The organism is Bradyrhizobium sp. ISRA464 (genome assembly GCF_029910095.1).
Classification (GTDB): Bacteria; Pseudomonadota; Alphaproteobacteria; order Rhizobiales; family Xanthobacteraceae; genus Bradyrhizobium.
The window spans coordinates 4,127,452-4,140,541 of the sequence record NZ_CP094526.1 but is presented as its reverse complement, the minus strand read 5'-3'; the positions used below and the strand labels follow the sequence as shown (position 1 = coordinate 4,140,541).

Below are 13,090 nucleotides of genomic sequence, written 5' to 3'. Positions count from 1 at the left end.
GGGTCGCGCCGTGTCCGACGCCAGCGCTGATTAGCTAGACGATCAGCCAAGGTTTTCGAGAAGGCCGCGCCCCAAAGCGCGGCCTTCTCGCTTTTCGGCCCGCCCTTAATCCCCCCAGAACTGCCAGAGGAGATCGACATGACCAACGCCACCCATCCGTTCGACGCGCTGATGGACATCACCGCGCGCCCCGAGGTCGTGTTCGTGCGCGGCGCGGGCTGCTACCTCTGGGACGACAACCGCAATCGCTATCTCGATTTCGTGCAGGGCTGGGCCGTCAATCCGCTCGGCCATGCGCCGACCGCTGTTGCCGAGGCACTGGCCGCGCAGGCCAAGCGGCTACTGACACCGAGTCCTGCTTTCTACAATGGCCCCAGCCTTGAGTTGGCAAAGGCGCTCGTGGAGCAGAGCTGCTTCGACCAGGTGTTCTTCGCCAATTCAGGCGCAGAAGCCAATGAAGGCGCGATCAAGCTCGCGCGCAAATACGGCGCCAAGTACAAGAATGGCGCCCACGAGATCATCACCTTCGAGGGCGGCTTCCACGGCCGGACGCTCGCGACCATGTCCGCCTCGGGCAAGAAGGCGTTCGAGCCGCTGTTCGAGCCCAAGGTCCCGGGCTTCCGGAAGGCAAAGCTGAACGACATCGAATCGGTCCGCCGATTGATCTCGCCGTCAACGGTCGCCGTGATGCTGGAGCCGATCCAGGGTGAAGCCGGCGTGTGGCCCGCGACTGATCAATTCCTGCAAGAGTTGCGCGCGCTGACCCAGCAGCGCGGCCTGCTGCTGATCGTCGACGAGATCCAGACCGGCATGGGCCGGACCGGAAAGCTGTTCGCCTATGAGCATGCCGGGATCGCGCCCGACATCATGACGCTCGGCAAGGGCATCGGCGGCGGCGTCCCGCTCGCGGCGCTGCTCGCAACCGAGCATGCCTCCTGCTTCGATCACGGCGACCAGGGCGGCACGTTCAACGGCAATCCGTTGATGTGCGCCGCGGGCCTCGCGGTGCTGGAGCAAGTCGGCCGGCCCGATTTCCTCAAATCGGTGACCGATACCGGCCTGTTCCTCGAGAGCGAATTGCAGCGGCTGTCGTCGCGGCATGGACTCGGTGACATCAGAGGCCGAGGCCTTCTGCTCGCACTCGACCTCAAGATGCCGATCGGTGCCGCGGTCGTCGCACAGGCCTTCGCGGCCGGCGTGCTGATCAACTCGCCGCAGCCGGATACGCTGCGCTTCATGCCGGCACTCAACGTCACGCGCGAGGAAATCTCGGCGATGATCGATTGTCTCGATGTGGTGCTGACGAAGGTGGGTGCTGCAAGGCGGGTGGCGTAGCAGCCACGCCGAACGTCATTGCGAGCGAAGCGAAGCAATCCGCCTTTCCACTCGGGATAGAATGGATTGCTTCGTCGCTTCAGCGCAAAATTGCTTTGCAATTTTGTCGCGAGCTCCTCGCAATGACGGCGGACACTACGGCCTTAAGATCGCCGCTCCCGTGGTCGCCCGGCTCTCCAGGTCGATATGCGCCTTCGCCACGTCCTTCAGCGCATAGGCATGATTGATCGGCACGTGCAGCTTGCCGTTGATCACGGCCGCGAACAGCGTGTCGGCGCCCTCCAGCAGCTCCTTGCGGGTGCCGACATAGTCGTTGAGCTTCGGCCGCGTTGCAAACAGCGAGCCGTGGATGTTGAGCTCGGCGAGCGGAAATGGCGGCACCGGACCGGAGGCGTTGCCGAACGAGACGAACAGACCGCGCGGCCGCAGGCATGACAGCGATCCCGGGAACGTGGTCTTGCCGACGCCGTCATAGACGACGTCGCACAGCTCGCCGCGGCTGATCTGCTTGACGCGCTCGACGAAGTTTTCCTCGTTGTAGAGAATGACGTGGTCGCAGCCATTGGCGAGGGCAAGATCGGCCTTCGCCTTCGAGCCGACGGTGCCGATGACATGTGCGCCGAGCGCCCGCGCCCATTGGCAGGCAAGCAGCCCGATGCCGCCGGCCGCGGCGTGGATCAGCACGCGATGACCGGGCTCGACCTTGAAGGTCTTGTGCAGGAGGTACCAGACCGTCAGGCCCTTGAGCATCAGCACGGCGCCCTGCTCATAGGTGATGTGGTCGGGCAGCTTGACCAGCTTGTCGGCCAGGATGACGCGCTCGGACGTGTAGCCGCCGAGGTTGTGGTAATAGGCGACGCGATCGCCGGGATGGAAGTTGGTCACTCCGGAACCGACGGCCAGGACCTCGCCGGACGCCTCGTTGCCGGCGATGAACGGCAGGCTGGGCGCCTTGTAGAGGCCGGTGCGGAAATAGACGTCGATGAAGTTCAGGCCGACCGCGTGCTGCCGGATGCGCACCTCGCCAACCCCGGGAGCCGGCACCTCGACATCCTCATAGGTCAGGACTTCCGGGCCCCCTACTTTGTGCACCCGCACAGCCTTGGTCATGTCGATCGCTCCCTTGATCTCAAGTAACGCGAGCGAATGCCATCAGAGCCGTCTTGTCAACCGAGCCGGCCTATCCCGCCGCCCTCTTGCGGTTGCGTCGCGCCAGCACGTTGAACATCTCGACCGCGGCCGAGAACGCGATTGCGAAATAGATGTAGCCACGCGGGATGTGGAATTTGAATCCGTCGGCCACCAGCGCGACGCCGATCAGCACCAGGAATGCGAGCGCCAGCATCTTGGTGGTGGGATGCTCTGCGATAAATCGCGCCACCGGTCCCGACGAGACGTACATGATGACACAGGCGATCACGACTGCAGCGATCATGATCTCGAGATCCTGCGCCATGCCGATCGCGGTGATGATCGAATCCAGTGAGAACACCAGGTCGACGATGATGATCTGCACGATCACCCAGAAGAATGCGCTGGCAGTCGGCTGGGTCTGCTCGCCCGTGTCGCGCGCCTCGACCTCGCCGTGGATCTCGTGGGTCGCCTTGGCGATCAGGAACAGGCCGCCGCCGATCAGGATGAGGTCGCGCCAGGACAGCGCGACGCTCTTGATGGTGATCACCGGCTGCGTCAAGCCGATCAGCCACACCAGGATGCTGAGCAGGATGATGCGGAACACCAGCGCCAGCAGCAGGCCGATCTGCCGCGCACGCTTGGCCTGCGGCTGCGGAATCCTTGAGACGAGCACCGAGAGGAAGATCACGTTGTCGATGCCGAGGACGATCTCCAGGGCGGTCAATGTCAACAGCGCAGCCCAGGCCTCCGGGCTCGCGATCAATTCCATCATTCTCTGAATGCCCTCACGCGGCGGATCAGGGTATCGCTGCCGACGATGTAGGCGGCGATGGCGCAGAGTGCGACGGTGACTGACGTCCCGACCATGAAGTCTTTCGCCACGGTGTAGAGGGCGAGCAGCGCCCAGGCGGCGAGCAGCCCGAGGGTGAGCCAGCGCAGCCGCACCACGCGCAACGGATGCAGCACATGAAACGGCGCGAAGGTCAGCGCGATCAGGATCGCCACCACAAGCGTCGACAGCACCGGCGGCAGATGCAGCAGGAACAGATAGAACGCCGCCGCATTCCACAGCGCCGGGAAGCCGCGGAAATGGTTGTCCTCGGCCTTCATGCGGCGATCGGCAAAATAGAGCGCGCTCGAGACCACGATCCCGATGCCGAGAATCGGGGCGGCCAGCGGCAGCAGCATGCCGCTCGCGGTGATCGCATAGGCCGGCACGAACACATAGGTGACGAAATCGACCACCAGGTCGAGCACCTCGCCCGACCAGTTAGGCTGCAAGCGCACCACGTCAAACTTGCGCGCCAGCGGACCGTCGAGGCCGTCGATGATCAGCGCCACCCCGAGCCAGCCGAACATGCTGGCCCAGTGCTCGCGTACCGCCTCCAACATCGCCAGCAACGCGATGCCCGCTCCCAGCGCCGTGAAAATATGAACGGAAAATGCGGCGGTCCGCATCCGCTCCGGCAACGCACCCGGCTGGCTGGTCTGGTCCATATTGCTGCAGTGCTATCAGGAATCGACCCGCTTTGCATATGCGCTCTTGCGGCCTTCGGCCGCGCAAATTGTCGGAAACTTTTGCGGTTGCTGGCTGCTTGAAAATGGCGCGAACAGTGTCAATTGTTCCGGTATGACCGACAATTCTCAGGTTTATGACGTTATCGTAATCGGCGGTGGTCCTGCCGGGTTGACGGCCGCCGTCGCCCTGGCCGACGCCGGCGCGCGGACCGCGCTGTTGGCGCGCCGGGCGCCCTATGCCGACAACCGCACCACCGCCCTGCTGGGCGCTTCGACCGATCTCCTGGAGCGGCTGGACGTCTGGCGCCGCTGCCGCGACAGGGCGGCCGCCCTCAAGATCATGCGCCTCGTCGACGACACCGGCCGCCTGATCCGCGCGCCCGAGGTGCGCTTCTCCGCCGAGGAGATCGGCCGCGAGCAATTCGGGTTCAACATCGACAACCGCTCGCTGGTCGCAGCGCTCGAGGAGCGCGCCGGCGAATTGCTGGCGCTGACGCGGTTCGACGACGAGGCGGCTGCGATCCATCCTGACGATGCGGCGGTCTCCGTGCAGACGCAGCGGGGCCAGTCCTTGTCGGCGCGGCTTGTGGTCGGCGCCGACGGGCGCAATTCGGTGTCCCGCGAGACCGCCGGCATCGAGGTCGTCAGACGCGATCTCGGCCAGTCCGCCCTCACCTTCAACATCAGCCATTCCCGGCCGCACCGGAACATCTCGACCGAGTTCCACACCGAGCACGGCCCTTGCGTGTTCGTGCCGCTCTCCGGTAACCGGAGCAGCGTGGTCTGGGTTTGCGCACCCAAGGAGGCCGAGCGGCTCAAAGCGCTCGGCGACGATGAACTGTCCGCGGCCGCGGAGCGGCAATCCCATTCCATCCTCGGCCGCGTTCAGGTCGAACCTGGACGCAATGTGTTTCCGCTCGCCATCGAACGGCCCCGGCAATTCACCAAGAACCGCATCGCGCTGGTCGGCGAATCCGCGCATGTGCTGCCGCCGATCGGCGCGCAGGGTCTGAACATGGGGCTGCGCGACGCCGCCGACATCGCCGAGATCGCAGGCCAAGCGATTGCGCACGGCGAAGATCCGGGCGCGCCGCGCGTGCTGTCGCGCTACCAGGTGGCGCGGCGCCCCGACGTCGCCAGCCGGACCTGGGCGATCGACCTCGCCAACCGTTCCTTGCTCAGCGACTTCCTGCCGATGCAGACCGCGCGTGCCGCCGGCCTGCATCTGATCGGCGCGATCGGCCCGCTGCGCCGGCTCGCGATGCGCGAGGGGCTGGCACCGTCGTGGCGGCGGTGACTGGGGCGATCAAGGAAACGCGAGCCGCCCGGTCTGAATGAACCACATCACGCTGGTCAGCGTGACCACGGAGGCAAAGGTCCCGATCAGCACGGCGACCGAGGCTGGCTTGATCCAGGTGTCGTTCTGCCTCGCGATCACGAACACATTCAGCGCCGGCGGCAGTGAGGCCATCAACACCGCGGTGGCGGCCCAGGGCTGCGCGAACGGGCCGAACAGCAGCATCAGGCAGAACGCCACGAACGGATGGATCAAAAGCTTGATCGCGATCACGCCGGGGACCTCCCACGGCACCCGGTCGAACGGCCGCAGCGCGACCGTCACGCCGAGCACGAACAGCGCCGTCGGCGCGGCGGCGTTCTGCAGAAACTGGATGGTCCGGTCGAGCGCAACCGGCAGCGTAATGTGAAGCGCGCCCACCAGCGCGCCGAGTACCGCCGACATGATCAGCGGGTTCTGCAGGATCTGCCGCATCACCACACCGAGCGCATGCAGCAGCGAGGGATGGTCACGATCGGTGAGCTCGATCAGGAGCGGCACGATCGAGAACAGGAAGATGCTGTCGCAACAAAAGATCAGCGCGGTCGGCGCCGCTGCCTTGCTGCCGAGCACCGCCAGCGCCAGTCCCGGCCCCATATAGCCGATATTGCCGTAGGCGCCTGACAGGCCGGCGAGCGTCGCTTCGCGCAGCGAGAGCCCGCCGATTGCCTTGCCCGCGACCATCGCCAGGAAGAAGGCAATCATGGTTCCAAGCGTGGTCGCGATCAGAAACGGTGGGTTGTTCAGGTCGGAGAACGGGGTCCTGGACATGATCCCGAACAGCAACGCCGGCAGCGAAACATAGAGTAGGAAGAAATTCATCCAGGCGAGCCCGCTTTCGGGCAGCCGCTTGGCCTTGCCGCACGCGTAACCGATGAAGATCAGGCCGAAATACGGCAACGCCAGATTGAGGATATCGATCATTCTAAAAGTGGATTCTCGGCCGTTTTCCGGGTTGGTTGCCCCCGGCCAGAATCGGTAAACCAAGGGTCCAAATCACTCCCTTGCCCCTAGCATCAGCCACAATGATGGTCTATCGACGAGGCATGATCAAAGCGCGCACCGCCAAGTTTCAGATCGGGCAGATCGTCCGTCACCGGGTGTTCTCCTTCCGGGGCGTGATCTTCGACATCGACCCGGAGTTCAACAATACCGAGGAATGGTGGCTGTCGATCCCCGAGGACGTCCGTCCGCACAAGGATCAGCCGTTCTACCACCTGCTCGCCGAGAATTCGGAGACCGAGTATGTGGCCTATGTCTCCGAGCAGAACCTGTTGCCCGACGACTCCGGCGAGCCGATCCGGCATTCGCAGGTGGCCGAGATCTTCATCAAGGACAAGTCCGGCGGCTATCGCCCGCGCAACCCGTCGCTGAACTGACGATCTTCCGTTTTCGCGCCAGTCGCGTGGCACCTGAGCGCCATCATGGCGGCAGCTTAGACCCGTTCACGCGCGGCCAGCGCCGCTTGCCCCAACGGGCGGTTGAGCGGTTCTTTCCGCCGCTGGCTTACTCGCTGGGACATTGACCGGATTTCCATGACTGCGTAGGCGGACTGGCTTGCGATCCGGGCGGCTCCAATCGCATCGAGCCATTACTTTTCCGCGCAGCGCGGCCAGGGTTCGCAGAACACACGCGTGCCTGCGGATCGAAGGCGCGTGTTGCGCGCTTTCGTCTGACCTCCCGGGTTGGTTCTGTGATTTTGCGTCGATGCCGGGGTCACCCGGGCTGGGCAGCGCACGACTCTCACACGGATCGGAACGTGCATTTGAACCATCGCACGCGACGGACAAGACGACCAACGCGGCAAGTTGAGATCAGCCAGACGCGATCGCGTGACGCCGCACCTTGAATGAAGCGAGTCTCAGCCTACGCAAACTAAAAAGGCGCCCGTTCGGGCGCCTTTTGTTATGCGACTGCTTGCGCGCTTACTTGGACGGCGGGTTGGCCGCAGCCGGCGCTCCGGGCTGGGCGGCAGCGCCTGCGCCCTCGAGCTTCTTGCGCTGCTCTTCGGCGCGCTTTTGCAGCTCTTCCTGCAGCTTCTTCTGGTTTTCCTCGAACTGCTTCGGATCGGTCGGCGGACCGTCATAGGCCTTGGCGAACTCGCCGTTCAGCGGCAGCGGCAGGGTCAGCGGCGCGCCGTTGGAGTTGATCGCCTGAACCACGAGGTTCTGGCCCTTCTTCAGGTTGTTGATCATCTCCGGCGTCGCTTCATAGTCCGACATACAGCCGTTCTGGAAGCAGATCACATAGGGCGCCTGCTGCGGCGGGTTGTTGTCGATGATGATGCGGGTGCCGTGAACGAGCTGCATGCCGAGCGGCAGCGTCACGCGCAGGATCTTCTTCGGCTCGCCCTCCGGCTCGATCACCACCGCGGCGATAACGGGCTGACCGGACTCGATGCGGCCGTCCTTGCCGGTGAAGCAGACCTGCTTGGCGTTGGCTTCCTGGCCCTTCAGGCAGAACTTGGTCCAGGGGGCGTAGATGAGCTGAATTTGCTGATCCTGCGGCGGCTGCGCGGCCGGCGGGGCGGCCTGCTGCGGGGCCGCGGGTGCCGCCGGCGCGCCCCTCGGGGCCGCCTTCGGTGCCGCCTTGGGCGCAGCCTTCGGTGCCTGCGGCTGCTGGGCCTGAGCGGCAGGAACCAGGAGCGCTGCGGACAGTGCCGTTGCCGCCATCAGAGCGACAATTCGCCCCCGCGGCCGGACCGGGGCGGCCAAGATACGGAAATTCATTGCGGAAAACCCTTTCTGAACGGCAGCGCCCGAAACCACTGCAGGCGCCGACAGTTAGCCGTTTGAGCGGCTGTCTCCTAGTCAATTGAGGCGGATACGTGACAGGCGTTGCTGCCCGGATCGATTGCACGCCTTCAATACAGCGGCGCGCGGAAAGATCAATGCCGACAAACGGATTTGCGCCGACGTCACGCCGAGTTGCGGCGGCGTGTGATAAAGCTCCCGCGTGACGTTTTGCGAATCAAATTCGGCGCCTCACCCACCTGTTCCCGGGCGGTTCGGGCACCGCATACTCGCCGGCCTGTTCCTTGCCTTGGCCGTCCTGGCAACCGGACTGGCTCCCGCGGCGGCGGCCGAGAGCTACGCGATCGCCATGCATGGCACTCCGGCCCTGCCGCCCGACTTTACGCACTTGCCCTATGCCAACCCTGACGCCCCCAAGGGCGGCCGGCTAGTGCAGGGCCTGATCGGCACCTTCGACAGCCTCAATCCATTGATCGTCAGGGGCGTTCCCGTGCAACAGCTCAGGGGCTACGCGTATGAGCGCGGCTATGTCTATGAAAGCCTGATGGCGCGGGGCAATGACGAGCCCTTCACGCTGTACGGACTGCTCGCCCGCAGCGTCGAGACCGACGACGCAAGAAGCTACGTCACCTTCCACATCGATCCGCGCGCCCGCTTCTCGGACGGACAGCCGGTGCTCGCCGATGACGTGCTGTTCTCGTTGGCACTGCTGCGCGACCACGGCCGCCCGCTGCATCACCAATACTACTCAAAAGTCGCAAAGGCCGTGGCGCTCGACCCGCTCACGGTGCGGTTCGATTTCGGCGGCGTCGCCGATCGCGAGTTGCCGCTGATCCTCGGTCTAATGCCGATCCTGCCGCGGCACGCGATCGACGTCTCGAAGTTCGAGCAGACCACATTGGCCGCGCCGATCGGCTCCGGCCCTTACCGGGTCACGGCGGTCAATCCAGGAACCAGCGTCACCTTCACCCGCAATCCCGATTACTGGGGGCGCGACTTGCCGATCAACCGCGGCCTCTGGAACTTCGACGAGATCAGGCTCGATTTCTACCGCGAGGCCAACGGCCTGTTCGAGGCCTTCAAGCGCGGTCTCTACGACTTCCGGGTCGAGAACGAGCCGCTGCGCTGGCACGAGGGCTATGACTTCCCCGCCGCGCGGAACGGCGAGGTGATCCGCGACACGAACAAGATCGGCATTCCGCATCCGTCCGAGTTCCTGGTGTTCAACAGCCGGCGGCCGCTGTTCGCCGATGTCAGGGTGCGTCAGGCGCTGACGATGCTGTTCGACTTCGAGTGGATCAACCGGAACTACTATTTCGGGCTGTATTCGCGCTCCGGCGGCTACTTCGCCGGATCGGAATTGTCGGCCTACGGCCGGCCCGCCAACGATCGCGAACGCGCTCTGCTGAAGCCGTATCTGTCGCACATCCCGCCGGATATTCTCGAGGGCCGCTACCGCCTCCCGGTCACCGACGGTTCGGGACGCGACCGCACGGTGCTGCGCAACGCGCTCGCACTGTTGTCCGAGGCCGGCTACGCGATCGACGGCACGATGTTGAAGCAGCGCTCGACGCACACGCCGCTCAGCTTCGAGATCCTGGTGACGACGCGCGAGCATGAGCGCATTGCGCTCGCCTATCAGCGCGACCTGAAGCGCGCAGGCATCAACGCCACGGTGCGGGTGGTCGACGCGGTGCAGTTCGAGCAACGCAGGCTCGCCTACGACTTCGACATGATTCCCAATCGCTGGGACCAGTCGCTGTCACCCGGCAACGAGCAGGCGTTCTATTGGGGCAGCCAGGCCGCCGATATCCCGGGAACCAGGAACTATATGGGCGCCAAGGATCCGGCCATCGACGCCATGATCGCGGCGCTGCTGGCTGCGCGGGAGCGACCGGCCTTCGTCTCGGCGGTGCGGGCGCTGGACCGGGCCCTGATGTCGGGCTTCTACGCTATCCCCCTCTTTGACCTCGGAGAGCAATGGATCGCACGCTGGAATCGGATAGAACGGCCTTCGACCACGGCCTTGTCGGGCTATTTGCCGGAGACCTGGTGGCAGAAGGCCGGCTCGCAGTCCAGGTGACGACCTCAAGCGATACGACCTCGATGCAACCCAGAGCTGATGCGATCCAGACCTGATGCAATCCAAGTGCGGCAACCGACGTTGAACCCGTGAACCAGCAGATCACCTCGCCAACGCTCGATACCCTGTTTAAGCGGCTCCTGGCACGGCAGCCTGAGGCGCTGGCGCTGGTCGACCCCCTCAACAAGCAACGCATCACCGGCCAGACCCGCAAGCGCCTGACTTACGCCCAGGCCGATCGCGCGATCTCGGCGATCGCGGCCCACTTCATCGAGAGCGGATTGCCGGCCAACACGGTGATCGCGGTCCAGCTCCCCTGCACGGTCGAGTTCGCCCTGACAGTGCTCGCCGCCCATCGCGTCGGGCTGGTAGTGGTGCCGCTGCCGCTGTTGTGGCGGCATGCCGAGCTGACGGCCGCACTCAATCGCACCGCGGCGCGGGCGATCGTCACTTCGAGCAGGATCGACGGCGTCTCCCACGCCGACCTCGCCATGAACGCCGCGGCGGAGGCGTTCTCGATCCGCCATGTCTGCGGCTTCGGCGACGATCTGCCCGAAGGCATGGCCTCGCTCGACCGGGCGATCCTGGAGGGCTCCCAGACTTCGCGCGCGGTGATCCAGGACGGCCGCAAGGCCGCGCTGATTTCCTTCGACGTCACCAGCCAAGGGCTGCGTCCGGTGCCGCGCGCGCATTACAGCCTGATCGCCGGCGGGCTCGCGATGTCGCTGGAGAGCGACCTGGCGCAGGGCGCCACCATCATGTCGGCTTTCGCGCCGATGTCGTTTGCCGGCCTCTGCGCGTCGCTGGTGGCCTGGCTGCTGTCGGGTGGAACGCTGGTGCTGCATCACCCCTTCGATGAAGAGGTGCTCGAGACGCAGTTCAATGACCATGCCTGCGACACGCTGATCGCCCCCGCCCAGCTCGCCCTCCGGCTCGACGAGCGGGGGCTGTCCGAGCGCTTCCCGAGCCTGCGCAACGTGATCGGCCTGTGGCGCGCGCCGGAACAGGTCGCCTCCGGCGCATGCTGGACCTCGCAGCGCGCGACCTTGACCGATGTCTATTTGTTCGGCGAGACCGGGCTGTTCGGCGCCCGTCGCACGGCCGAAGATGGATCGCCGGCCCCGATCAAACCGGGCCCGCATGGCGCGCCGCGCGAAGCGCCGGGTGCGTCGATCGCCGGCGAGATCTTGCTGACACCGAAGGGCACGCTGGCGCTCCGTGGCCCCATGGTGCCGGCCGCCGCTTACGCGCCGCCGCCTCCCCCCGGTGACCTCATGATCGCGCAGCCGTCGCGCGATTTCGTCGACACCGAATATGCCGCGCGGGTCGACCGCGCGACCGGCGCTATCAACATCACCGCGCCGCCGTCGGGTGTGATGACAGTTGGCGGCTACCGATTTCTGGCGCAGGAGCTCCAGGAATGGTCACGCCGCCTCGGCCAGGGCGGTCTCCTGACGGCACTGCCGGACCGGCTCAGCGGCCACAAGCTGGCCGGACGGGCGCAGGACAACGCGCGGGCCCGCGATGCATTGACCGAGCTCGGGCTTAACCCATTGATGGTCGAGGCATTTCGCGACCGCACGCCCGCCGCATAGATCGAACTCTCGCGGTTGTGTTGACGCCACATTAAGCGTGGCGATTTAGCATGCCGGCCATTGCGCATCCGCGCATAGGTCTCGAGCTTTCTCTTATGTCCCAACAAGGCCCGGTTCTCATCGTGTCGGCGACGGCAAAGCCGTCATTCGCCACCCTTCTCGATGAGACGAAACTGTTTCCGGTCGTGGTGACCGACTGGAACGAAGCCGGGCGCGCCATCGAACAGGTGAAGCCGGCGGCCATCATCGCCGCGACGCAGGGCATCGATTACTCGGTCCTTGCAACGCTCGCCAAGCGCGCCGCCGCCCGTGCGCCCTATCTGCCGCTGATCGCGGTCGATCCCGCGAGCGCGCTGCCTGATACCGCGATCGCGTTCTTCCAGAAGCGCGGCCTGCCCGACCGGCTGATCGCGCGGCTCAACGCCTGCCTGCGCGTGCGCGCCCTACATGCGACCGTGATGCGGCGCCTGGTGCCGCCGGCGCCGATTGCGATGACGGATATCGATCCCGTCGGCGAAGCCACCACGCTGCTGATCGGCCGCGGTGGTGCCTACCCGGCGCTGTCGGTTGCGCTCGGCGAACGCGCCGGCGTGGTCGGCGCACTGAGCATCGAGGCCGCGGCCAAGCATCTCAGCAGCCGCGACATCGACGGCATCGTGCTGGCCGAGGGATTTACGCCACGCGTGATGGATGCATTCCTGACGGTGCTGACCGAGGACGTCCGCTTCCGTCCGCTGCCCGCGATCGTCGTCTCGAACGAGCTCACGCCGCGCTACGATCTGCCCAATATCGAGATCGTCGCGGCCAGCCCGTCGCGCATTGCAGATATCGCCCTGCCGCTGATCCGACAGCATGCCTTCGAGGCGCGACTTGGCCGCATGCTCCGCGCCATCGATGCCAAGGGCCTGATCGATGCCCGCACCGGCCTGCTCACCAAGGCGGCGTTCGACCGCGACTTCGCCAGCACGGTCTACCAGACCGCCGAGCGTGGCGGCACCCTGTCGGTGGCGCGGTTCAGCTTCGACGACGCTCACCCCCGCGCGCAGTTCGACGGCGCCCGGATCATCAGCAAGCTGATGCGCCAGGCCGATTTTGGCGCCGTGCAGGATGACAAATCGATCATCGTGGTGTTCACCGGGACCGACCTGCGCAACGCCCTTGCGATAACACGCCGGCTGGCGAGCGTGATGCGGCATACCCACCATGGGCGCCGTGACACGCGCGCCGAACCCGTCATCAACGTCGCGACGTTGCTGTCGGGCGACAGTGCGGGATCGCTGCTGGCGCGTCTCAATCAGATGCCGGAGCGTGCGGCGTCGTAACGCGACGCCACACC

General features: G+C 65.4%; 11 protein-coding genes. 6 read left to right on the top strand and 5 right to left on the bottom strand.

What is annotated here, in order from left to right; translation table 11 throughout:
- Nucleotides 1-138 precede the first annotated feature (138 nt).
- Nucleotides 139-1,335 (top strand): acetylornithine transaminase, encoded by a 1,197-nt coding sequence (locus MTX19_RS19485; RefSeq protein WP_280978876.1) that lies wholly within the window; start codon nucleotides 139-141, stop codon nucleotides 1,333-1,335.
- 135 nt (nucleotides 1,336-1,470) lie between these two features.
- On the opposite strand, the gene MTX19_RS19480 is transcribed toward MTX19_RS19485, so the two are convergent.
- The 3 genes from MTX19_RS19480 to pcsA all read right to left on the bottom strand — a co-directional run bounded on the left by MTX19_RS19480 (nucleotide 1,471) and on the right by pcsA (nucleotide 3,966).
- Nucleotides 1,471-2,445, bottom strand: coding sequence for a quinone oxidoreductase (locus tag MTX19_RS19480; RefSeq protein WP_280978875.1), 975 nt, complete (start codon nucleotides 2,443-2,445; stop codon nucleotides 1,471-1,473).
- A 70-nt stretch (nucleotides 2,446-2,515) separates the two neighbouring features.
- Entirely contained in the window at nucleotides 2,516-3,241 is a 726-nt protein-coding gene (locus MTX19_RS19475; protein ID WP_280986113.1) for a TerC family protein, read from the bottom strand.
- A complete protein-coding gene (gene pcsA, locus MTX19_RS19470; protein WP_280978874.1) occupies nucleotides 3,238-3,966 on the bottom strand; it encodes a phosphatidylcholine synthase in 729 nt (242 codons plus the stop codon). The genes MTX19_RS19475 and pcsA overlap by 4 nt, the downstream gene beginning before the upstream one ends.
- Nucleotides 3,967-4,099: 133 nt before the next feature.
- Between pcsA and MTX19_RS19465 the strand changes: the two genes are divergently transcribed.
- Nucleotides 4,100-5,284, top strand: a complete 1,185-nt coding sequence (locus tag MTX19_RS19465) for a UbiH/UbiF family hydroxylase (RefSeq protein WP_280978873.1) — start codon at nucleotides 4,100-4,102, stop codon at nucleotides 5,282-5,284.
- Between the two features lie 9 nt (nucleotides 5,285-5,293).
- Here MTX19_RS19465 and MTX19_RS19460 read toward each other — a convergent pair whose 3' ends face one another.
- A complete protein-coding gene (locus MTX19_RS19460) occupies nucleotides 5,294-6,247 on the bottom strand; it encodes an AEC family transporter (protein WP_280978872.1) in 954 nt (317 codons plus the stop codon).
- 122 nt (nucleotides 6,248-6,369) lie between these two features.
- On the opposite strand from MTX19_RS19460, the gene hspQ reads away from it, so the two are divergent.
- On the top strand, nucleotides 6,370-6,702 hold the full coding sequence (gene hspQ / locus MTX19_RS19455) for a heat shock protein HspQ (protein WP_280971526.1): 333 nt from the start codon (nucleotides 6,370-6,372) through the stop codon (nucleotides 6,700-6,702).
- Between the two features lie 546 nt (nucleotides 6,703-7,248).
- Here the strand turns inward: hspQ and MTX19_RS19450 are convergent.
- Nucleotides 7,249-8,052 (bottom strand): invasion associated locus B family protein, encoded by an 804-nt coding sequence (locus MTX19_RS19450; protein WP_280978871.1) that lies wholly within the window; start codon nucleotides 8,050-8,052, stop codon nucleotides 7,249-7,251.
- A 373-nt stretch (nucleotides 8,053-8,425) separates the two neighbouring features.
- On the opposite strand from MTX19_RS19450, the gene MTX19_RS19445 reads away from it, so the two are divergent.
- The 3 genes from MTX19_RS19445 (at nucleotide 8,426) to MTX19_RS19435 (ending at nucleotide 13,076) form a co-directional block, all read left to right on the top strand.
- The gene (locus tag MTX19_RS19445; protein WP_280986134.1) at nucleotides 8,426-10,159 is read left to right on the top strand and encodes an extracellular solute-binding protein; all 1,734 of its coding nucleotides are present in this window, start codon (nucleotides 8,426-8,428) and stop codon (nucleotides 10,157-10,159) included.
- Between the two features lie 89 nt (nucleotides 10,160-10,248).
- A complete protein-coding gene (locus MTX19_RS19440) occupies nucleotides 10,249-11,754 on the top strand; it encodes a class I adenylate-forming enzyme family protein (RefSeq protein WP_280986112.1) in 1,506 nt (501 codons plus the stop codon).
- Nucleotides 11,755-11,849: 95 nt separating this feature from the next.
- Entirely contained in the window at nucleotides 11,850-13,076 is a 1,227-nt protein-coding gene (locus tag MTX19_RS19435; protein ID WP_280978870.1) for a GGDEF domain-containing protein, read from the top strand.
- Nucleotides 13,077-13,090: the final 14 nt, after the last annotated feature.